We start from the raw sequence: 23071 nt of genomic DNA on the forward strand, positions 1-23071 counted from the left end.
ATCGGCAGGTTTCTCCGTTCTCAGGAGGGACCTGCTTATTTTTGAAAGGAAGCAATGAAAGCAATGGAGGAAGACGCGGAAAAATACCTGTTTGAAGCAATGCCGGTTCCCAAAGCGGTAGCGACTTTGGCCATCCCCACCATCATCAGCCAGGTGGTCACGATGATTTACAACCTGGCGGATACCTTCTTTGTGGGACAGATCGGTGACCCGCTGATGGTTGCCGCTGTTTCGCTGGTATCGCCCTGGTTCAACCTGCTGACTGCTCTGGGAAACCTGTTCGGCCTGGGCGGCAGCAGCCTGATCTCCCGGATGATGGGGGCGCAAAACCACGAGGACATCAAATATGTTTCCGTATTCAGTATTTGGGGCGGGACGGCTGTGACACTTCTCTTTTCCCTGGCCACCTGGCTTGCGCGGGTTCCCCCTATTAAATTTTCTGGGAGCAAGCCCGGATACCTATGGATACGCCCAAGAGTATCTCCTGTGGGTAGTGGTTCTGGGCGGCGTGCCAACCATGGTGAACCTGGCCCTCGGCCATCTGCTGCGCAGTGAAGGACATGCGAAACAGGCCAGTGCCGGCATGATGTTCGGCGGCATCCTCAACGTGGTGCTGGACCCAGTTTTTATCTTTGCATTCCATCTGGATGTGGCGGGAGCCGCTATCGCCACGGCGCTTTCCAACACTGTCTCGGTGGCGTTCTTCATCATCCAGTATATCCGGCTGAAGGACAAGACTGCCATTTCTTTGAATCCTCGGCACTTTACATTCCGCTTTGTACGACCTGTCTTCTCCGTAGGGCTGGCATCGGCTTTAGCGACCACTCTGGGCAACGCTTCCAATATGGTAATGGTCCATCTTGCCTCCGGTTACGGTGACATCCCCGTGGCTGCCTATGGTGTTGTGAAGCGCATCGATCAGTTCCCTCTGAATGTTTCTATGGGGCTGTGCCAGGGCTTTATGCCGCTGGTGGGGTATAATTTTGCTTCCAAGGATTATGGGCGGATGCGCAAGGTGTCCATTTTCTCCTGGAAGATAGCCCTAGTGATGTCCGCCTGTTTCATCGCCTGCTTTGCCATCTTTGCGCCGCAGATCCTGCATCTCTTTATCCCGGAGACACAGACCAGCACCTTGGGCGCTTCCTTTTTGCGGATTGCCTGCCTGGCGGTGCCGCTAACGAGCGTGAACTTTCTCATCAGCTACACATTACAAGCCATGGGGAAAGGCATACAGTCTGCGATCCTTACTTCTTGCCGCCAGGGGTTGCTCAATATTCCGATGTTGATCGTAATGGACTTGGTCTTTGGTCTATATGGTATGATCTGGACTCAGCTTGTGGTGGAGATTATTATGCTGCCGGTATCCCTGGGGATGTACTCCCACACCTTCCGGGGATTGAACGCCAAAGGAAAGCCGTGCATGTAACCTTTTGGTTTCTACCGCATAACAAACGGAGACTTCTGCGCTCCTCTGTACGGAATTACAATAGATGCAAAGGAAAGAAAGTGGTATACAAGATGAAGACACACATTTTAGGAAAAGATCCCATTGTTTCTGTTGTTGGGGCCCCTATCCGGTGGCACACTGTGGCTACCTTCCCCTCGAAACACGATTGGATAGACAAGACGGTGATCCCCTTCCAGGCCCACGAAGGATGGACAGGCTATGCGCTGAAGGATTGGAAGGCCGCCTATAAGGGCGCAAAGATTTGCTACGAAGGGGCGATTCGTTCCAATTCCGCAGGTGGAAACCAGTTGATCACCGGTGAGATGGATGTGCAAAAATGCCTGAGGCAGGCCACCAAGGAGGTGTCCTGCCAATGAACACGCATTTTCCCTTTTGCCTGCTTTTGTGTGGCATAGCCTTTTTAGCGATTCTCAGTAGCTGCGCTGCCAAACCCCAATCATTGCCCGACGTAAGTTCAGCATCGGATAGTGAAACCCTGCAGGAAACCTCCCAGGCGGACGTTCCCGATGAGCCGGACATGGCGCTTCCTACGGAGCTGCCGGTACAGACAGGGATCATCCCGGAGCAGATTCTGGAGGGCGAAACAGGGACGATCCATTACAGCTATTACCTTCCCCACGGCTACAATGAGCGCCAGGAATATCCCCTGATGATGGTCATGCCAGGGTACGACATGATGTGGTTCGGGGAAGAATCCTCCGGCTCTAATTTGAATTGGAGAGGCTTTTTATGCTGGACAGAACTTCCAGAGGATATGATTGTCGTCTCTGCCCAGCTCACAGATTGGCACGATACTTCGGCACAGCAGGCCATTGAGCTGACAGAATACTTTATCGATCATTTTTCTGTGGATAAAACCCGTGTTTATGCAGCCGGATATTCTGCAGGCGGGGAAACCATGTCCCAGGCTGTCTCCATGCGCCCGGATCTGTATGCGGCATATCTACACGGCGCATCCCAATGGGACGGAGAATATGCCCCTATCGCAGAAAATGGCGTAGCGGTTTATATTTTCATGGCACAGAACGACGAATATTATGGCTCTGAACGGGCCTGGAGCGCTTACAACAGCCTCCGTGACGCTTATGTAGAAGCTGGATGGAATGAGATCGATATTGTCCTGCAAATCCAAACCCCGGATAACAATTGGTTTGCCCAGCGTGGCGTCACCGGGAACTACCACGGCGGAGGCAATCTGGTATTTGACGAGACAGAGATTTTAGAGTGGGTGACCAACCATCAAAAAGGAGGAAACACACAGAAATGAAAGTTTTGCTTATCAATGGAAGCCCCCACAGGGAGGGCTGCACCTATACAGCGCTATGTGAAGTGTCCAGCTCGCTGAACCAAAACGGTATTGATACGGATGTTTTTTGGATCGGCAATCCCCCCTTTTCCGGCTGCATTGCCTGCCATCAATGCGATCGGTTGCATCACTGCGTGATGCAGGATACCGTCAATGATTTTCTTGATCTGGCAGGCGATTACGACGGATTTGTTTTTGGCACACCGGTGCATTTCGCCGCCGCAGCCGGCGAAATTACATCTTTCCTAGACAGAGCGTTCTATGCCGATCTGAACGGAGGCGCCAACCGGTTTTACCTGAAACCTGCAGCAGCGGTCATATCGGCCAGAAGGGCTGGTACTACTGCCACCTGGGATCAGATAAACAAATATTTTGGCCTGATGCAGATGCCCATCATCACTTCCCGTTATTGGAATATGGTGCATGGCACGACGCCAGAAGAAGTAAAACAGGATCTGGAAGGAATGCAGACCATGCGAATCCTGGGGCACAATATGGCATATTTCCTGAAATGCAAGGAGATTGGCAGTAAAATGATTCCTCTGCCGCCACAAGAAACTCCTGTGTTTACGGGCGTTATTCGTCATAATGCTGGATAGAAAAAATAGATAAACCATTATCGATGTGTGCTTATAATGCGGCATATCTTTTTAGCCAATGATAAAAATGCGAAGAAAACCCATATAAGATGATCTCGGTACCTCTTCTGCCATTCGGCTTTCACTGTTTGCATTTCATGATGTAGATGTCCAAAGCCTAACGGAGGATGGATGCCAAAATCTGTGTTATCACGGATCTCACCATACACCAATCTGAACGCTGTGCTGTGTATATCCAAGTGATTCTGACGTGATCCTTATCAAGGAGAGCATCCGATATCTTTCCATGCCTTACTCAAAACACTGGCCGAGTCCTTACGTTTATCCAAATCTATGAGCACATACGGAAAGAACCAGATTATGGAACGGGCCGGGAGATTGTCAACCACCATGTATATAGAGTCCGCTGTAAATTGAATTTGGGCAACGCCTCCGATTTCTATATCCGAAGTGTCCGCGGCATTGGCTACAGCTTAGAAGTGAGATAGGCGGTGGCGGACGTTTTTCTGCGGCTCTCGGTTCGAATTTGAAGCCCTACTCTCCACCATAAAGACCTAACTTAATGGTTCATAGAATCTTTTGCATTTCGAACACGTTTGTTACTTTCTAAATCGTTTCATTCAAAGATCTGTAAGTAATTTTTCAATTGTTTACTTTATAAACATAAATATTTTTAATTTTTACAAATATTTTTTGTATAAATCTTTCTTTATTCGATATTTCACAAAAATCTAGTGATGTAATTTTACATCTTTCACAATATGAATAATCATTCGTCGCCTTATCGAGCAGACTGGAATATTCTTCTTTTTGAGGAGGAATATTCATGTCTCTTAAAAAGCGTCTTTCCCACGATATCTTTCACGCACGAACGGACGACCGCAAGTTAACGCAACAGCAAGCCGCTGATGCTGTCTTCATTTCATTACGCGAATATCAGAAGATCGAAAAAGGGGACATTTTGCCTGGTACAGAAATTTTTCTTCGCCTTGTCTATTTCTTCGACTTGGATATCAAAGATTATCTGGAGGAAGCAAATGCCCATGTATCGATACGTTCCTTCTGAAGAATTTCTCTTTTCCCCTTTTATTGGACATTACCGTTCTTTTGGTATTGCCGTCTTCCAATATACAGAAAAAGGCTGGGAACGTAAAAGCTTCTTTTCAGATGTTTCCACAGATCCATCTTTCGTAACTGCGCTTGCTCAACGCTGTACGAGAGGACAATTAAGCCCCGACCATCTATTAGATGTCCTTTTCGATTCAATCTGACAGGATTGTGCGTCCATTTAAGCTCACATTTCCCTGTGGGCTTTTTTGTGTTGCTATTTTTGATTTTCCTGTAGCCGTATATCTTAACAGATACAGGCCCCTATGATATACTACAAAGGGGATCTTCTGGCCGGACTGCTCTTGATGTTTCCTGTTATGAACCCGATTTGGACGGCCGTATTTTTTATATTTCAGGTATCCACACGGACTTCATTAAGATTGGATTCACTTTTATCAAGCGAGGGAAATACTATGTTGAACATTGGATGTCATCTATCCTCTTCAAAGGGATATCTGCACATGGGAAAGGAGGCCCTTTCCATTGGAGCAAACACCTTCCAATACTTTACCCGCAATCCGCGCGGCAGCAAAGCAAAAGCGGTCAACTTTGCGGATATCGCTGCATTCAATAACTTGGCAGAACAAGAACATTTTTCTACATTGGTCGCGCACGCACCCTATACCCTCAACCTCTGTTCCGCAGACGAGGGCCTCCGGGAGTTTGCCGTCCAAGCTATGACGGAAGACCTCGCTACGATGGAATATCTTCCCGGAAACCTTTACAATTTCCATCCGGGAAGCCATGTGAAGCAAGGAACGGAGATAGGGATTCAGCTCATTGCGCAAGGGCTGAACCGCATTCTCCGCCCAGATCAGCATACAACGGTCCTTTTGGAAACGATGGCTGGAAAAGGTAGTGAAGTCGGCCGTACATTTGAAGAGCTCCGTGCAATCCTCGACCGGGTAGAACTCACGGATAAAATGGGGGTCTGCCTGGATACTTGTCACGTCTTTGACGCTGGATATGACATAGTGGATCATCTTGAGAGTGTCTTAGAGGAGTTTGAGAAGGTCATCGGGCTAGGCCGGCTCCGTGCAATTCACCTAAACGACAGCCTGAATCCGCTTGGCAGCCATAAGGACAGGCACGCCAAAATTGGCCAGGGACATATTGGATTACCTGCTCTAACCAAAATCATCAATCATCCTGTGCTTTGTACATTACCCTTTGAATTGGAAACACCAAATGACCTCAACGGATATGCCGAAGAAATCCGTCTCCTTGAGGAGGTTTTTCAAGGGGGCTGAATGGCCTCCCCCTCCCATCGGGCCATTCAGGAGATGCTATTTTCCCCCTTGTCGCCCGTGCTCGCCGGCACAAAACCGTTGCTTTTGGGCGAGTGTTGTGCTATAATAATTACCGTTATTTGCCGCTATGGTGGAATTGGCAGACACAAAGGACTTAAAATCCTTCGGAAGTGATTCCGTACCGGTTCAAGTCCGGTTAGCGGCACCAAGCCAAACCTGGGATGCAGGAAGCATCCCAGGTTTGGCTTTTTGTCATGCATAATGTTTTAAGGCCGTTTCGGGCAAAAGACCTGAAGAAAGAATTGCCCATTCGATGAGGGATTCTCAACGTTGTTGCAGGGATTGATTTTACCAATGCTTTCCTAAATGGTTCCCCTCCCCTAAGCCATCCTAAGATCTGCACTCCGTTTGTTTGACACCCCCATATTTTGTCTTCAAACCGTTGGTACTCTTCTTAAGAGCCTCTGGAGTTTTTCCCCGCTCCACTTTTTAAGGTCATGTTCTTTAGACACTACCAAAATACATCCTATTGTTCCTGTTTTGATCTCTAATCAATCTAAATGACGGGTTTGCTTTTCTAAAGATGTTCTGCGTAAAATCAATTGTGCGCACACCCCTGTAAATCCCCCGGCCAAGCATCCAGAAATCAGCAAAAACGGCAGATAGAACAATATCCCCCACCCTGCGACCATACAGGCCACAGTCATCTGACCAATATTGTGAAATATAGCGCCCAACACGCTACAAATCCAAATATACTTTTCTGAAAGGAACCTCTTTAACAACAGCATCCCAACAAGGCAAAATAAACCTCCTGCCATACTGTACATAAGGGTCATCATCCCTCCACCAAAAAAAGAGCCCAATAAAATGCGGGCTACTACCAAAAGGAACACTTCTCTTACGCGATAATGGTAAACCGCATAGACAGTGATGATATTTGCCAACCCCAGTTTCACACCGGGAATTGGAAAAGGGTTTGGTATTTGGAGTTCCACAACAAAAAGAATCAGCGCTACTGCTGTAAGCATCGCCAATTCCGTCAACTTTCTTACTTTCAAACCTGTCACCCCCATTAGCCAACCATTCCATCCAATGCATTCCCATTCTCTGCAAACTGAATCACCAGGTGGTGCGGCAGGCAAACAATTGGCACGGACGAATCCAACCATCCCATATGCACACATGTCTGGTCGGGGCATTCTGCCGCCAACATATGGATTCGATGGTCTTTGATCTCTATGGTATTAACCCGGCCTTCATATTGCACCTCGATGGTTTGATCGCTGGCCTGTTCCAAATCAAACTGATAGAGCACTTCCCCATCTTGAACGATTTCCACGATTTGGGTATCCGGTTGTTGGAGCACGAAAATGCTCCCTACAATCCCAACCAGCAAAAGTATGCCTACTACAAAAAAAGGCCATTTTTTCTGTTTCATATTTTATAATTCCTGGACCGTCTCTGCCAACTTTTGGTTAGGAAAACGTTCCGTGATCCCTTCTGTTAGAATCCTTTTACCTTTACCGGTATAATGAGGAGCGCACATGTTTGAATCCAGATTTATGGGGGCCCAAGGCCTTCGCACAATTTTTTCCCACACGGGAAAAGGCTTCCCAGTGCGCATAAAAACACTTGAACTGATCCCACCAAATATTTACGCACAAATAAACTCGCGGAAACAACTGGTAGGATCTACTTCCATGGGCCTTTCCAGTCTAACAACGGCGGCGGCCGGAATTCCAACCGGCCGCCGGTTTTGCAAGCGTTGCCCATATGCGCTGCTCCTACTATAGAATACTACATCTTTCTAGGGATGTCTAATCCTTCTTTTAAAGGCATTCCATCCTTTATCGGGAGCGGGTAGAGTGTTCTAAGTCGGATTTTTTCTTGCATTTTGTGCGGTGATCTCCCAATATAAATTCTTAAAAGCAGATCCTAAAGTTGTGTTTTATGATTTTCATTTACCACATAGCGCATAAGAAGCCGCCAAGCAGGCTGGTTTCGTGTAGCATTCCGGTTTCTTATGGCGCATCACGCCGAAAACGGTTGACATTGCCCAAATCTATGTTACAATAAAAGTGCTATGCATAGATGTTGCCACGGCACTTCTCATGCAAATATATTTGGCCGGGCGGGAATCCCACCTAAAGCTCATCGGACAGGGCTGGCCGTTGCCGCGTGCGGTGTAATGCACCGCAATTATTGATGGACCTTTCAGGGTTCAAATTTTATAAGTTGGTCCTTTCTTTCCCGTGCGATCGCACACCACTTGTGAAACGTCAATAAGAGTAGGTAAAGTATATTTGCTAAGGCCGCGCCTCTTTAGTGCGCGCCGGAAACTCTGAAGTGTACGGATCAGGCAGCCGGATACTAAAATCCCCCTGTGCGCCTTGCGCGCAATGGTAAGGGGGCTTGTTCTGTCCTATAGATCGTTTCGCAGGCAGTGCTTGTCGCGTGTGGCGGGCACTGTCTGCTTTTTCTTTTGCCATTTTGCGGGATACTGTAAGGATAGATACAGGAGGAATGAACATTGGACAAGGAACGCCAAAAGCAGGCGCCGATCTATACTGCGCTTGAGCGCTTCCGGCGTCAACGTGTAGTGCCATTTGACGTGCCAGGCCACAAGCGCGGCCGCGGCAATCCCGAACTTGTACAACTGCTGGGCGAGAAGTGTGTCAGTATCGATGTCAACTCGATGAAACCGCTAGACAACCTATGCCACCCGGTGTCCGTCATCCGCAAAGCCGAAGAACTGGCCGCCGACGCCTTTGATGCGGCACATGCTTTCTTGATGGTGGGCGGTACGACTTCCTCTGTGCAGGGGATGGTGCTGGCTGCTTGCAAGCCCGGCGACAAGATCATCCTGCCGCGCAACGTCCACAAAAGCGCCATTAATGCACTGGTGCTGTGTGGGGCAACCCCTGTGTATATTGATCCCAAAGTCGACAAACGGTTGGGCATCCCTCTGGGCATGGAAGTCGAGGACGTGCGCGCAGCAATGGAGGCAAATCCCGATGCGGTGGCCGTTTTTATCAACAATCCCACTTATTACGGCATCTGCTCCGACCTAAAAACGCTGGTCGATCTGGCCCACGAACACAACATGCTGGCACTGGTTGATGAAGCGCACGGTACCCATCTGTATTTTGGCCCCGGGTTACCCCGCCCCGCCATGCGCGTGGGCGCTGATATGGCCGCCATCTCCATGCATAAATCCGGCGGGAGCCTGACGCAGAGTTCGCTTTTGCTCCTTGGACCAAATGTCGATGCTGGATATGTCAGCAGCGTTATCAACTTGACCCAAACGACAAGCGCCTCATATCTGTTGATGGCAAGCCTCGACATTTCCCGCCGCAACCTCGCGCTGCGCGGTGCCGAGAGCTTTTCCCGCGTGGTCGACATGGCCGAGTACGCCCGGCGCGAGATCAATGAAATCGGTGGATACTATGCCTATGGCTCGGAATTAATTAATGGCGGCAGCATCTTCGATTTTGATGTAACCAAATTGGCCGTTTACACCCGCGGCATCGGATTGACCGGCATTGAGGTATACGATTTGCTGCGCGATGAATACGACATTCAGGTCGAATTCGGCGACCTGTCCAACATGTTGGCCTACATATCGATTGGCGACCGCATTCAGGACATCGAGCGTCTGGTCGGTGCGCTGGCCGATATCAAGCGGCTTTACGCAAAGCCGGAGACAAATATTTTCACCTCAGAGTATATCTCCCCCACGGTGGCAGCCACGCCACAGCGGGCATTTTATGCGGAAAAGGAATGCCTACCCATCGACGAGACAGCCGGGCGCATTTGCAGCGAATTTGTGATGTGTTACCCGCCGGGCATCCCCATCTTGGCTCCTGGCGAGGTCATCACCCAGGAGATCATCGACTACATCGAATTTGCAAAGGAAAAAGGCTGTTCGATGCAGGGGCCGGCTAGTTCGGATATCTCCCATCTGTATGTATTGAAGGAGTGATCGTATGCAGAATATGGACCTCTGGTTCGGTGAATTGCACACCGACAACGTCAAGTTGAGCATCCGCGTCGAGCAACAGGTATTCCACGGTGAGAGCGAATTCCAGCACATCGACGTGTTTGATTCACCGGAGTTCGGTCGCTTTTTGACGTCGGACGGCAGCGTCATCTTCTCCGAAAAAGATGAATTCACCTATGATGAAATGATTGTACATGTCCCGATGGCTGTCCACCCCAATGTGTGCCGCGTCCTGGTTTTGGGCGGCGGTGACGGCGGCGTCGCGCGCGAACTTTCGCAGTATGACGAGATCGAAGTAATCGACGTCGTCGAGCCGGATAAGCTGTTCGTGGACGTCTGTTGTAAATATTTTCCGGATAATGCCTGCGGCCTGCGCGACTCCCGTGTGCGTATCTTCTACGAGGACGGGCTGAAATTCCTGCGGACCAAATCGGACGATTATGATCTGATCATCAATGACTGTACCGATCCCTTAGGCCACGCGGCCGGGCTTTTCACAAAAGAGTTTTACGGCAGCTGCTTTAAAGCGCTGCACGAGGATGGCATCATGGTCTATCAGCACGGCAGCCCCTTCTACGACGAGGACGAGGAAACTTGCCGCGCTATGCACAAGCGTGCTTACCGCAGCTTCCCTATCAGCCGTGTATACCAGGCGCATATTCCCACCTGCCCGGCGGGGTACTGGCTATTCGGCTTTGCGTCGAAAAAATATCATCCACTGAAGGATTTTAACGCAGCTCGCTGGAATGCCCGCCACATCAAAACGTGGTATTACTCAACCCATCTGCACCGTGGGGCTTTTATGTTGCCACGTTATGTCGAAGAACTTTTGGAGGAAGAAGAGAACGGGTAGGCCAGATCGTTGAACGGCAGTTTTCCTCCCCCATACTGTCCTGGAAATATCTTTTTCATCTGAATTCGTTATCCAATCTCTGCTAATGATAAAAGGAGTGTGTATCTCATGAGCAAACTGTTGGTTATCGGCTGCGGGGGCGTCGCCTCGGTCGCCATCCAGAAATGTTGCCAAAACAGCGGGACTTTCACGGAGCTGTGCATTGCTAGCCGCACGGTCTCGAAGTGCGACGCACTGAAGGAAAAGTTGGCCGGAAAGACCACCACTAAAATCACCACCGCACAGGTGGACGCCGACAACGTCGAAGAACTCAAAGCCCTCATCAATGGGTACAAACCCGACGCCGTACTGAACGTCGCGCTGCCCTATCAGGATTTGACCATCATGGACGCTTGCCTGGCCTGCGGCGTCGACTATATCGATACCGCCAACTACGAGCCGGAAAACACCGATGACCCCGCCTGGCGCGCTGTTTATGAGAAGCGCTGCAAGGAGGAGGGCTTCACCGCTTACTTCGATTATAGCTGGCAATGGGCCTACCGCGAGAAATTCCGCGAGGCTGGCCTGACCGCCATTCTTGGCTCCGGCTTTGATCCCGGCGTCACCAGCGTCTTCTCGGCCTATGCCCTCAAGCATTATTTTGACGAGATCCATACCATCGATATCCTCGACTGCAACGGCGGCGACCACGGCTATGCCTTTGCCACCAATTTCAACCCCGAAATCAACCTGCGCGAGGTTTCAGCAAACGGCAGCTATTGGGAAGATGGCCACTGGGTGGAAACCAAGCCCATGGAAATCCACCGCACCTACGATTTCCCGCAGGTTGGCGAAAAGGACATGTACCTGTTGCACCACGAGGAGATCGAGTCGCTGGCAAAAAACATCCCCGGCGTCAAGCGCATCCGCTTCTTTATGACCTTCGGCCAGAGCTACCTGACCCATATGAAATGTCTGGAGAATGTCGGTATGCTGTCGACCAGCCCCGTCATGTTTGAGGGACGCGAGATTGTGCCCATTCAGTTTTTGAAAGCCCTTCTGCCCGACCCGGCCACCCTCGGCCCGCGCACCAAGGGAAAGACCAACATCGGCTGTATCTTTACCGGCATCAAGGACGGCAAGGAAAAGACCATTTATATCTACAACGTTTGCGACCATCAGGAGTGCTATCAAGAAGTTGGCAGTCAGGCCATCAGCTATACCACCGGCGTACCGGCCATGATCGGTGCGGCGCTGGTTGTGAACGGCGCGTGGAAGAAGCCGGGCGTCTTCAATCTGGAAGAGATGGACCCCGACCCGTTCATGGACCTGCTGAATCAGTATGGACTGCCGTGGGTGGTCGATGAGGCCCCCGCTACCGTCGAGTGAGCGCCATGGCAAACTGCTCGATGGAAGAACTGCGCACCCCGGTCTATCTAATTGACGAGGCCGCGCTGATCCGCAACCTGGAAATTTTGCAGGGTGTCCAGCAGCGCACCGGCTGCCATATCCTGCTGGCGCAGAAGGCGTTTTCGATGTTTCGGGTCTACCCGCTCATTGCCCACTATCTCTCGGGCGCAACGGCCAGCGGCCTATACGAAGCGCGCTTGGCACACGAAGAGCTTGGCGGCGAAAACCACGTCTTCTGCCCCGCCTATACCGACGCAGAGATGGCCGAGCTGTGCAAAATCTGCGATCATATCAGCTTTAACTCGCTGCGCCAGCTGGAGCACCACCGCCCCGTCTGGCAGGCGGCGGGGGTTAGTGTTGGGCTGCGGGTCAATCCCGAGCATTCGACGCAGGAAGGCCACGCCATCTATGACCCCTGTGCGCCGTGTTCGCGGCTGGGGATTCCCCGCGCCGCGCTGGGAGATGCCCTGCCGGAGGGCGTCGAGGGCCTACATTTTCACACGTTGTGTGAACAGGATGCTGCGCCGTTGGTGGAGACGTTTGAAGCGTTCGAGAAAAAGTTCGGGCAATTTCTACACGGGCTGCGCTGGTTGAATCTGGGCGGCGGGCACCACATCACCCGGAAAGGCTACGACCTTGCCGCATTGGAGGCGCTGATCCGGCGCATCCGCGAAACCTACGGTGTTGAAGTGTACCTTGAACCCGGCGAGGCCATTGCTCTGAATTCCGGCACACTGATTACCACGGTGATGGATGTTGTAGAGAACGGGATGCCAATTCTGATTCTGGATGCATCAGCGGCCTGTCATATGCCGGATGTGCTGGAAATGCCCTACCGTCCGCCGCTGTACGGCGCTGGGGAGCCTGGCGAAAAAGCCGTAACTTGCCGTCTGGGCGCGCGCACTTGCCTGGCCGGAGATGTGATCGGCGACTACAGCTTTGATGAGATGCCAAAAATCGGCGACCGGTTGGTATTTGGCGACATGGCCATCTATTCCATGGTCAAAAACAACACCTTTAACGGCATGCCGCTGCCGGACATCGCCCTGCGCCGCAGAGACGGCAGCTGCGAAATGGTACGGCGGTTCGGCTATGAAGATTTCAAAGGGAGGCTTTCCTGACATGGCACTGTTACGCACCCTGCCCACCGCAGACGGTTTTACTATGCCTGCCGAATTTGCCCCTCACAGCGCCACCGTGCTGATCTGGCCCGTGCGCCCCGGTAGTTGGGGACGCAACCCATTGGCAGCACAGTGCGCTTTTCTGGACGTGATCCGCGAGATCAGCAAGGGCGAGGATGTCCACCTGCTTGCCGGCGCCGAAGATGCGGCCGCCGCCCGCGCAGCTGTGGCGGACCTCCCCCGCATAACCGTACACGAAATTGAGAGCGACGACGCTTGGGCGCGCGACGTAGGGCCGACGTTTGTAACCGACGGCAGGACGCTGCGCGGGATCAGCTGGCGGTTCAATGCCTGGGGCGGAACGGTCGACGGCCTGTATGCCAATTGGGATAAGGACGACGCTGTAGCCGCCGCGCTATGCGAGGCGCTGGGCGTCGACTGCTACGATGCAGGCGATTTTGTGTTGGAAGGGGGCTCCATCCACGTGGACGGCGAAGGTACCCTTCTGACGACTGAAGCCTGCCTTCTGAGTGCTGGACGCAACCCCAGCCTGACCCGTGAGCAGATCGAGCAGAAGTTGGCTGCCTATCTTGGCATCCGCAAGATTCTGTGGTTGCCGCGCGGCATTTACCTGGACGAGACAAACGAGCATGTCGATAACGTCTGTGCATTCACAGCGCCGGGCGAGGTCGTGTTAGCTTGGACCGGCGACGAAGCTGACCCGCAGTATCCAATGTCAAAGGCATGCCTGGACTATTTGAATGGTGTGACTGATGCAGCGGGGCGCAAATTGAAGGTGCGTCTGCTGCCCATCCCCGACCATCCAATCCTGTGCACCGAGGCCGACTGCGCCGCCTACGATTTTGCCCCCGGCGAGGACATGCGCGAGCCCGGCGACCGTCTGGCCGGGAGCTACGCAAACTTTTACATTGCCAACAGCGCGGTGCTAGTGCCACAGTTTGGCGGAGAAAATGCTGCCAGCGACGCCCATGCACTGGCGATCCTGCGCGAAGCCTTCCCCACCAGGCGTGTCATTGGTATCGACGCGCGCGCAATCTTGCTGGGCGGGGGCAACATCCACTGCATTACGCAGCAGGTCCCGGCCACGGATAAACACGGCGGAATGTCCGCCTTATGAATTTCTATTCGCAAAAGAGGCACTTTCATATAACCCTATATGCTTTCCAAGGTTGTGAGTCGAAGCTGCCCTGTTTTGACGAAAATCATGTTGTTCTGTGCCACAAGGGGCCCGCTTGTGGTACGCAGCATCCTTCGCGTAGATTGTAGATACTACCACATTTATCATTGAATCGTCCGTAAACAAAAAGGAGGAACCCATGCCCATTACTACTGTCAGCGCCGTGCAGATGCGCTGTGTCGAAGACCCCAGCGAAAATTTGGCCCATGCGGAATCATTGGTGCGCCAGGCGGCTACCAAAGGTGCGCAGATTATCCTCCTGCCGGAGCTGTTTGAGCGCCCTTACTTCTGCCAAGAGCGCCGTTACGAATATTACAGCTATGCCGCGCCTGTCAGCGAAAATCCCGCTGTGCAGCGTCTGCGCGCTGTGGCGGCAGAATTGGGCGTTGTGCTGCCCGTCAGCTTTTATGAGGCCGACGGTACGCGGCTGTTTAACTCCATCGCCATGATCGATGCCGATGGACGCGTCCTGGGCGTTTACCGTAAGACCCACATTCCCGACGACCACTATTATCAGGAGAAATTTTACTTTACGCCTGGCAATACTGGCTTCCGTGTATGGGACACCCGCTATGGCAAAATCGGCGTCGGTATCTGCTGGGATCAGTGGTTCCCGGAAGCGGCGCGCTGCATGGCGCTGCTGGGTGCGGACCTGCTCTTGTACCCCACAGCCATCGGCAGCGAACCGATCTTGGAAGTGGATAGCGCCGGCCATTGGCAGCGCGCCATGCAGGGCCATTCGGCGGCAAATGTCGTGCCCGTGGTAGCGGCCAACCGCTATGGGCTCGAACGTGTCACCCCTTGCCCCGAAAACGGCGGGCAGACTTCTGCACTGCAATTTTATGGCAGCAGTTTTTTGACCGACGAGACCGGCGCCATTTTGCAGCAGGCCGGGCGCGAAAGCGACGCCGTGCTGTGCGCACAGTACGATTTTGCCGCGATCCGGGAGGCGCGGCTTTCCTGGGGGATGTTCCGCGACCGCCGGCCGGAGTGCTATGGCGCGATCTGCGAATAAATAGTTGTTCCAGCCTGTTGCGTGGCCTCATAAACTTGTACATCCGGTTATTTTGCTTTTACTGGTCAATTGAACGAGTAAGGGGAGAATTTCATGAACAAGCAAAAACATATATGGGTTACAGCGTTAGCCTTTCTTTTCGTTTCCACCACTTTTACAGGTTGTCATCTAAAAGGGGCTACATTCTTCCAAAATACAGGAAGGAATCCTGTCTCTGTGAATTTATCGGACATCCCATCTACCCTAGATGATGCTTCTATTGAGAGTGAAGCAGCCGGTTCTGTGCTACTTGAAGGAAACAGCGGTTCGCAGGAAGAGATCTTCTCCTCAGCAATTGACAAAGAAGAAGCCTTATCCATTGCCCTTGCCAACGCTGGTGTTCCAGAGGAAGATGCTTATCATGTAAAGATAGAGCGGGACGGAGATCATGACATCCCTATTTATGATATTGAATTTGAAACTGATTATGGAGATTACGACTTCGAAGTGTCAATTTCCGGCGGTCAGATCGTGGGGGCCGATTATGAGGTTGATGAACAATGGCTGGACGCACTTGGCGGAAAGGCCGTAACATTAGAGGAAGCCCGTGCTATTATCCAAGCAAAAGTTCCCGGTGCCTCTCCAGATATGATTCAAATTGGGGAAAAACATGGCGATAGCCGCGGCCGGTACGAGGGTGAACTGTCCTATAACAACATGAAATATGAATTTGAAATGGACCCCAAAACAGGGATTATCTTCGATTGGAACGCGGATCTTCGGGATTAAACGATCAATTGCAACTGTTGGCAAACGGCGAACGCTGCGCTGTCCTTAGCCAGATAAACGGTTCAAACAAGGCCAGAACATCTCTTGCCATTCCCTGCTTCTTCGGCGGTACGAAGAACCGGGGACAGGTCCGGATTTGATTAAGGCAAGCCGGTTTTTACGTTTGTAATTCCATCATAAACCGGAAATTGCCGGTATACAACTGGACGAACATGGATGGGCCAATGTAAAAGAGCCCATCCCACGAAATGGTCTCATGGTATCCGATGGATTGGCCACGCTGGAAGGAATCGTGCGTGCCAGCAACAAACAGCAAGGATCTTTTTAAAGCAGTCCTCTCTCCTATCAACTTCAAAAGAAAAGGCGATATTCCGGTTATGTGCCCTTCGCACGGGATCGGAATACCGCCTTTTTTCCATATCTGGATGTTCTATTTTAGAGGGAATCGCCGCATAGTCATTGGTCTGCTTCATTCATCTGGCCCCCAAGCCTTGTATAAGGGGCTTAGGGGCCATTTAAAGGTTATCTAACTAGGATTTGCAAGAGTCATTGGCCGAGCAAGATCGATTTTTTTATCAAAACAAGATCCTGCACATTGATCTTTCCATCCGGCTTGACATCCGCGCTCAATGCTTGGAGAAGATTCAAAGAAGCATCCCCGAGGATGTAAGATTGGATTTGTTCGATAGCCGCCTCACTTGGGCCGCCAGATCCATCCAAATCGCCTAGCACGGAAACCACATATTCCTTTCTGACTTCATTGTGAGCGACAACCTGTACCTTCATCTGAGAAGCAACCATGCCACCGCCATCTAGGGCTTCTCCAGACGCATCAACTATTTGAATCGTTGCATCTTGTGCCTGGCAAGTCAATTCGGACAGGACATCCTCTGCGGTCGTCTTCGCCGGGATGCCAGAAACAATGGCGTTTTCTGCATCTATCGCATAGGTTTTTGAGGCAATGCTATAATCCGTTTCTTCCGCCGGAGTCCCGTACACCTCAAATTCAAAGATGGACGATCCCCACTTCGTAGCCGCTTTGATGCTCTGCATCCGGATATAGCGTCCGGTAGCCTCGATTTCCCACGTATGGGTGTTGCCATTGAGAGAACGCCCGACCACGTCCACCGGGGTGAACGTCTCATTGTCGTCCGAGACCTGGATCACGTATTCGCTCGCCTGTGCGGTCTCCCAGTAGATGACAGCCCGGTAGATAGCATAATCTGCGCCCAAGTCCACAGTCAGCCACGGCGTGTCAACGTCCCCATCCTGCCAGTAGCAGGACCAGCGGGTGCCCATATTGCCGTCGACCGCCCATTCCGGCGGCATATCGATGTAGGAGCTGGCATAGACGTCTTTTTCGAGTGCCAGATTGATCTCCTCCGGCTCCACAACTAGCGTGTAGGGGATCACGCTGGTGACCGGGTTTCCTCCAAATTCCGCAGCATCCATCAAAATGAGGAGCTCATACGTGCCGGCGGTTCCCGGTTCTGGCGTTCCGGAAATGGTCATACCGGAGCTGTCGGAAGTCATCGACAGGCCGGCCGGCAGTGCGCTGCTTCCTTCCGCCAGTTCGAATTTGTACTCATTGTTATACCCACCGGTCGCGGAAAAGCTCTGCTTGAACGCTTTTCCTTCCGATGCATTCAGCACTTGGAAGGCGGCAGGATCGGCGGTAAGCTGGCCTGCAATATACAGCGAATAGGTGCGATCGCAGGTACTGCCGCTCCCATCGGTTGCGCGGATGACGATGCGATACAGATTGGAAGACAACAGGGACGGTGTGCCGGAAAGGATTCCATCCTCTGAAAGAGTCATTCCATCTGGCAAAGAATCACTGTCTTCCGCCAAGGTATAGCGAACATCCCCTTCCCCATTGATCGAAGTCAACACCGTTTCATAGCTGGCGCCAACCCGTCCAGTTTCCAGGGAGCCGGTCGTGATCGCAAAGGCCTCTTCGTCCGGGTTTCCAACCTTCAACAGGAAAGTCTTGGTATCCTCGTAGCCGATGGAATCGGTCAATTTGACCTCGATTTCATAAACACCTTCGGCAGATTCCGGAACCGTCTGCTCCAAGAAGTCCTTTCCGGACAATCTTCCGCTCTTGATGGCGCCGTCGTGCAGGACGAAGCCCTCCGGCAGAGCGCTCACTTCCCAGGTATAGGGCTGGACGCCCCCGTCCGCCGACAGCGCAAAGCTATAGAATTCGCCGGGAACGGCATCTTCGAGGGACTCCGTGGCAATCTGCGCCGTGCTCGAAATGGCGTCCAACTTATAGGACACCGTTCCGGTTTTGCTGCCGTCCTTGGAAACGACCGAAATGGTGATATCAAATACCCCGTCGCCAATATCGGTGCAGGTTCCGCGGATCGTGCCATCCTCGGAAAGGGTCAATCCAGTGGGAAGAGCATCCGTGGTGGTAAAAATCGCATCCACGGGATTTCCCTGCGCATCGCTTGCGGTGAGCTTCTGTTCGTAAGCTTCGTTCAGCACAACAACCGGCAGTTCTTCCGGAGCAATAGAAAGCTCGCCGTTCACCGTCAAGGTGAGCTGTTTGGTTGCCGAGGCGCCGGTATTATCCGTGACCTGGAATTTAATGTCGTAGCTTCCCTCCGTCCCAGCGGCGGGAATGCCGGTTAACGCTCCGTTCGGCCGCAGCGTGATGCCCTCTGGCAATTGCGCCGGGGAATCCGCAGCAACCTGGAAGGAATAGCGCGAGCCTTTCCCTCCAGCGGCAATCAACGGGTTGACCTTGCTCTCCGAATATTCAAACCCGATCTTTGCATCGGGCAAGGTTGTGGATTGAATCGACAGATTGCTTGCAAAATTGTGCTTTTCCGGCATGGAGGAAAGTGCACTCGATTGAATGGTGTTCAACAGGCGATAGGCGCTGCGCCGCATCTGATCCAGCGTCAGGCTGCCATCCGCCAAGCTCTCGCGGTATTTATTTGTAATCCAGTACCGGCTGTGGCCGCCCGGCATGTTCAAGTCATTGCCGGCCGCCAAAGCATGCCCTTCATGCGCAAGGACGTCATAGTCGCCCCAGTCGGTCACTACAAAGCCCTGGAAGCCCCATTCCCCGCGCAGAATATCGGTGAGAAGGCCTTCATTGGACGCGCAGTATTGTCCATTGATCTTATTAAAGGCGGACATGACATTCATGACCTTGCCGGTCTTTACAGCCATCTCAAACGGTTTCAAATAGATCTCACGCAAGGTCCGTTCGGTGGCAATCACGTTGATGGCATCCCGGCTGGTGCCATTCTGTTCCGTGGTATCGTTGATGACGCCGCGGCGGTAATACTCCTGGTCGTTTCCAGCAAAATGCTTTAAGCAGACTGTCACACCGCTTTCTGCCACACCTTCCGCAACGACCGATGCAACGAGGCCGGAAAGGATCGGGTCCTCCGAATAGTATTCGTTGCCGCGTCCTCCCAGAGGATTGCGGTGCAAGTTGATGCTCGGCGCCAGCCATACATCGACATTGATGTCCAGCATCGCCTTGCCCATCTCGACCGCGAACTCCCGCAGAAGTTCCTTGTTCCAGATGCAGGCCATCGCCGCTGCGCGCGGCCAGCCGATGTTTTTATCGCGGACGCCTGGGATCGCACTATAACCAATTCCAGCCGAACCATCGGCAAAGGTGATGGACGGGATGGAAAAGCGCTCGATGTTGCGGGTCTGTCCTGCGCCGCCAACGCCGGAAGCCTTGGAAGCAAAATTCTCCGGGATGCCGCTGTCGTCCGAATAGCCCACACCATCGTCTTTGCGGTAGTTGCCGCCGGACAGGAAGGTGATGAGCTCATCCTCGGTCATCTGCGCGACAAAGTCCTCCAGAGAAATATCCCCGGACTGCACTTCGGAGAATTTATGGACCGGTTCATCCTCCGGAAGCTCACGGAAGCTTGGTTCCGTGACTGTGGGGGCTTCCAGGCTTACCTCCACATCGTCTGCGGTGACGGTAAACGCTTCTGCCTCTGCCTTCTGCATCTCTTCCGCTTCGCCGTCATACGTGATGGGGGTCGCCCCCTCTTTTGTCAATGCTTTTTCTTCAAACAACGCCTTTGCATCGTCGGACATGACCAATTGATTGGTCAACTGTTCGACAACGATGGTATCCTCGATTGTAAACGCGCCTGCGATATGGGTATCCCGCGAAGAGGAACCGACGCGCAAATAGTAGGTGCCGGGCTCGAGGATATAGGCAGCACGTTCCTCATCATAAGAGGCAAGGTCTTTCAGCGGGACATCGATGGAGATCCGCTGGGATTCGCCGGCCGCAAGCTCTTCGCTCTTTTCGTAATCGACCAGCTTCTGATAGGGCTGTTCCAGTTTCCCGTCTGGAATGGACACGTAGACCTCCATTACCTCTTTGCCGGGGACAATGGACGGGTCCTCCGTAACGTTTTCAATGGTTGCGCTGACGGTGATGCTCTTGTCCGCAGCGTTCAAGCCGACGTCCATATCCTCAAAGGCAAAATCCGAATAGGAAAGCCCGCTTCCGAAGGGATAGAGCACCTCTTTGCCAAAGGTATCGAAGTAACGGTAGCCGACATAAATATTTTCCAGATAGGGGCTGATCGGGTCCTCATCGCCAAACGCAGTATGGTTGGCTTCGCCATCCAGACCCATCTCCGAATATGTAATGTAGCCAAAGGTATCCGCTGTAGGATGTTCGTCATAAGTCTCGACAATGGTATCCGCAAGCTTGGCGCTCGGGTTCTCTTTGCCAAAAACGAGGTCCGCCATGGCGTACCCATTCTGGGAACCGCTTGCATAGGAGATCATGACGGCATCCACGCCGTATTCCTTTACCCACGACATTTCGATCGGCCCATTGATGCTGAGAATGGCGACAATCCGATCGAATTTATCCGAAACCTGTTCCAGAAGCACCCGCTCGGATGCGTTCAAGTTCCAGTCGCCCGGTTGCTCGATGCGGTCCATCTCTTCTGCGCCGGTAGTACGGGTGATGTAGACGATGGCGACATCGCTCTCTTGCGCAGCCCTTGCGACGATTCCGTCGTCGGTGATTTCCCCGTTATCCAACTTGACGTCGGGCGTATTGACCCCTGCGGCGTGCGACCAGCTTGTCCCGGAATACAAAGGGGTACCCCATTCGTCCGGATATTCTGTGCTGGTATCCCAGCCATGGTCGATATCCCGGTTGGAATGGACGCGCTCTTCGTAATACTCCAAAAGCTCCTGATACGGTTCGATCCCCAGTTCATACAGCCCATCAATAAAGTTGGAGGTGTATTCCCCGTTGGCCGCTCCTGAACCGGAACCGCCGGTGGCCGGCGCCAGCTGTCCGCTTCCGAATACCGCGATTTTGGTGTCCTCAGAGAGCGGCAGGACGCCGTCGTTTTGGGCAAGGACGATGCTTTCCGTTTCCATCTGACGGGCAAGCTCCTGCTCACGGGAAACCGTTTCTTCCGGGATCACCGGGAGCGTCTCGTCATTTCCGAGAACGATATAGTCGATGTTCGCCGGATTGCTCGGGACAATTTTAATTGTTGCGCCATCCGGGATGTCGATGCGGCCGGAAACGATATTGCTCGTATTCATATACCAGTCGCTGGTCGACGTAAATGCGAGCTGGCGCGCGGTTTTGGAATCATTGATATAGAGGTCGAAGGTTCCAGTATACCCTTTGGAAGCATACCGAATCGCAATGGAAGTCTTATCTTCACCGGTATTGTTTTCCAAAATCAAACCTTTGCGCTCGCCGCTGTCAAAGTGGTCGTAATACGCGCCACCGCTGGCATATTCGTCATCGGTCGCGGGGGCCTGGTCGATTCGATTGCCACCGCGATCCACCATGTAGCCCGTCTCCGCCTCAATCAAGACAAAGTCATCCTCATTGGGAATGGCAGGAAGATCGGTCTCGGTTCCCAAGACAATATAGTCGATGTTGGCAGGACGGCTGGGGACAATTCGAATGGTTGCACCAGCAGGGATTTCAATGCAGCCGGATGCTTCCCTTCCAGTGTTCATATACCAACCGCCCGTAGCGCTGAAAGAAAGCTGGTAAGCGCTTTCCTCATCGTTGATATAAATGGCAAAGGTTCCCTGGTTATTGAAAGAAGCATATTTGATGGAAAGCGACGTTTTGGCGGTGCTGGTCACATTTTCCAGCACGAGCCCTTTCTCTTCGCCTTCATCAAAATGGCCGTAATAGGCGCCGCCGCTGGCATATTGGTCGTCTGTAGCAGGCGCTTGATCAATTTGATTGCCGTTGCGGTCGACCATATACCCTGTTTCCGCTTCGATCAACTCGGAGTCCGCCGCCCGGCTCCCCAACGTTATGTAATCAATATTGGCGGGCCGGCTGGGGACAATCTTAATGGTTGCACCGGCCGGAATTTCTATGTTCGCAGAAACCTCTCTCCCGGTGTCCATATACCAGTCACCCGTAGCGATAAATGCTAGTTGGTACGCCTCCTCGGACGCATTGATATAAATATCGAAGGTCCCTTGGTTATAAGAAGCATACTTGATGGAAAGCGATGTTGCATCCGTCTCGGATACATTTTCCAGGATAAGCCCTCTGCCAGCACCGTCATCAAAATGACCATAGTACGCCCCTCCGCTGGCATGTTGATCATCCGTTGCAGGTGCCTGATCGAGCTTCTCGCCGTCGCGGTCCACCATATAGCCCGTCTCCGCTTCAATCTTAAAGGAAATATCCTGTGCAAAGGATACGAAAGAAGCTGGAAGGGTGCTGGTGGCTATGGCAATTGCGAGTATGGAGCTGATAAATTTTTTCCACCTTTTCATACAATTTCCCCTTTCTTCTTAAAAATTCGCAAAGTTGAGATCCCAAGTACCTCCTTTCTTTTGAGACCTCGTAAAAAATATTTTACCAGCTTTTCATACAGTTAAACATTAACATATTATAGTAAAACAGTCAATAATTATAATTATTTCATTACATTTATAAATCTGAATTCCTATTATCCCATTATCTTTTGCTGGATTCCTATTTACT

19 protein-coding genes, 1 tRNA gene and 1 pseudogene are annotated in these 23071 nt (G+C 52.1%); 17 read left to right on the top strand and 4 right to left on the bottom strand.

The window, feature by feature from the left end; all coding sequences use genetic code 11:
• Positions 1–63: 63 nt before the first annotated feature.
• The 10 genes and pseudogenes from B5F54_RS00140 to B5F54_RS00180 all read left to right on the top strand — a co-directional run bounded on the left by B5F54_RS00140 (position 64) and on the right by B5F54_RS00180 (position 5941).
• A complete protein-coding gene (locus B5F54_RS00140; RefSeq protein ID WP_195560693.1) occupies positions 64–555 on the top strand; it encodes an MATE family efflux transporter in 492 nt (163 codons plus the stop codon).
• Positions 518–1426, top strand: a complete 909-nt coding sequence (locus B5F54_RS00145; protein ID WP_087228798.1) for an MATE family efflux transporter — start codon at positions 518–520, stop codon at positions 1424–1426. The genes B5F54_RS00140 and B5F54_RS00145 overlap by 38 nt, the downstream gene beginning before the upstream one ends.
• Positions 1427–1518: 92 nt before the next feature.
• Positions 1519–1824, top strand: coding sequence for a hypothetical protein (locus B5F54_RS00150; RefSeq protein ID WP_087228801.1), 306 nt, complete (start codon positions 1519–1521; stop codon positions 1822–1824).
• Positions 1821–2735 (top strand): prolyl oligopeptidase family serine peptidase, encoded by a 915-nt coding sequence (locus B5F54_RS00155; RefSeq protein WP_242969598.1) that lies wholly within the window; start codon positions 1821–1823, stop codon positions 2733–2735. The genes B5F54_RS00150 and B5F54_RS00155 overlap by 4 nt, the downstream gene beginning before the upstream one ends.
• On the top strand, positions 2732–3373 hold the full coding sequence (locus B5F54_RS00160) for a flavodoxin family protein (protein ID WP_087228804.1): 642 nt from the start codon (positions 2732–2734) through the stop codon (positions 3371–3373). The genes B5F54_RS00155 and B5F54_RS00160 overlap by 4 nt, the downstream gene beginning before the upstream one ends.
• Before the next feature lie 269 nt (positions 3374–3642).
• Positions 3643–3861 (top strand): annotated as a pseudogene (locus B5F54_RS18360) (winged helix-turn-helix domain-containing protein); the annotation flags it as partial.
• Between the two features lie 338 nt (positions 3862–4199).
• Positions 4200–4439, top strand: coding sequence for a helix-turn-helix transcriptional regulator (locus tag B5F54_RS00170; RefSeq protein ID WP_087228807.1), 240 nt, complete (start codon positions 4200–4202; stop codon positions 4437–4439).
• Positions 4417–4644 carry a DUF6514 family protein gene (locus tag B5F54_RS17225; protein WP_140400293.1) on the top strand — a complete coding sequence of 76 codons (228 nt, stop codon included), beginning with the start codon at positions 4417–4419 and terminating at the stop codon, positions 4642–4644. The genes B5F54_RS00170 and B5F54_RS17225 overlap by 23 nt, the downstream gene beginning before the upstream one ends.
• A gap of 252 nt (positions 4645–4896) precedes the next feature.
• Positions 4897–5733: a deoxyribonuclease IV gene (locus B5F54_RS00175; protein WP_087228810.1), complete on the top strand. Its 837-nt coding sequence runs from the start codon at positions 4897–4899 to the stop codon at positions 5731–5733.
• 121 nt (positions 5734–5854) lie between these two features.
• A tRNA-Leu gene (locus B5F54_RS00180) sits at positions 5855–5941 on the top strand.
• A 343-nt stretch (positions 5942–6284) separates the two neighbouring features.
• Here the strand turns inward: B5F54_RS00180 and B5F54_RS00185 are convergent.
• Both B5F54_RS00185 and B5F54_RS00190 read right to left on the bottom strand, forming a co-directional pair.
• Positions 6285–6794, bottom strand: a complete 510-nt coding sequence (locus B5F54_RS00185) for a Gx transporter family protein (RefSeq protein ID WP_087229548.1) — start codon at positions 6792–6794, stop codon at positions 6285–6287.
• A gap of 14 nt (positions 6795–6808) precedes the next feature.
• Positions 6809–7174, bottom strand: coding sequence for a NusG domain II-containing protein (locus tag B5F54_RS00190; RefSeq protein WP_087228813.1), 366 nt, complete (start codon positions 7172–7174; stop codon positions 6809–6811).
• 1092 nt (positions 7175–8266) lie between these two features.
• Here B5F54_RS00190 and B5F54_RS00195 point away from each other — a divergent pair.
• From B5F54_RS00195 to B5F54_RS00225, 7 genes are all read left to right on the top strand, one after another.
• The gene (locus B5F54_RS00195; RefSeq protein WP_087228816.1) at positions 8267–9718 is read left to right on the top strand and encodes an aminotransferase class I/II-fold pyridoxal phosphate-dependent enzyme; all 1452 of its coding nucleotides are present in this window, start codon (positions 8267–8269) and stop codon (positions 9716–9718) included.
• Positions 9719–9731: 13 nt separating this feature from the next.
• Positions 9732–10589 (top strand): polyamine aminopropyltransferase, encoded by an 858-nt coding sequence (speE, locus tag B5F54_RS00200; protein ID WP_087229551.1) that lies wholly within the window; start codon positions 9732–9734, stop codon positions 10587–10589.
• A 108-nt stretch (positions 10590–10697) separates the two neighbouring features.
• Entirely contained in the window at positions 10698–11957 is a 1260-nt protein-coding gene (locus B5F54_RS00205; protein ID WP_087228819.1) for a saccharopine dehydrogenase family protein, read from the top strand.
• Between the two features lie 5 nt (positions 11958–11962).
• Positions 11963–13099 (top strand): carboxynorspermidine decarboxylase, encoded by a 1137-nt coding sequence (gene nspC / locus B5F54_RS00210; protein ID WP_191362348.1) that lies wholly within the window; start codon positions 11963–11965, stop codon positions 13097–13099.
• A 1-nt stretch (position 13100) separates the two neighbouring features.
• Complete coding sequence (gene aguA, locus B5F54_RS00215; protein ID WP_242969599.1) at positions 13101–14237, top strand: agmatine deiminase; 1137 nt, start codon at positions 13101–13103, stop codon at positions 14235–14237.
• A gap of 199 nt (positions 14238–14436) precedes the next feature.
• Positions 14437–15312 carry an N-carbamoylputrescine amidase gene (gene aguB, locus B5F54_RS00220; protein WP_087228826.1) on the top strand — a complete coding sequence of 292 codons (876 nt, stop codon included), beginning with the start codon at positions 14437–14439 and terminating at the stop codon, positions 15310–15312.
• Between the two features lie 93 nt (positions 15313–15405).
• Entirely contained in the window at positions 15406–16080 is a 675-nt protein-coding gene (locus B5F54_RS00225) for a PepSY domain-containing protein (protein WP_087228829.1), read from the top strand.
• Positions 16081–16334: 254 nt separating this feature from the next.
• Here the strand turns inward: B5F54_RS00225 and B5F54_RS17230 are convergent, their stop codons facing one another.
• The gene (locus tag B5F54_RS17230; protein ID WP_140400294.1) at positions 16335–16553 is read right to left on the bottom strand and encodes a hypothetical protein; all 219 of its coding nucleotides are present in this window, start codon (positions 16551–16553) and stop codon (positions 16335–16337) included.
• Positions 16554–16626: 73 nt separating this feature from the next.
• The gene (locus B5F54_RS00230) at positions 16627–22860 is read right to left on the bottom strand and encodes a putative Ig domain-containing protein (protein ID WP_087228832.1); all 6234 of its coding nucleotides are present in this window, start codon (positions 22858–22860) and stop codon (positions 16627–16629) included.
• Between the last annotated feature and the right edge of the window lie 211 nt (positions 22861–23071).

The sequence above is a fragment of the Anaeromassilibacillus sp. An250 genome (assembly GCF_002159845.1).
In the GTDB taxonomy this organism is placed as follows: Bacteria; Bacillota; Clostridia; order Oscillospirales; family Acutalibacteraceae; genus Anaeromassilibacillus; species Anaeromassilibacillus stercoravium.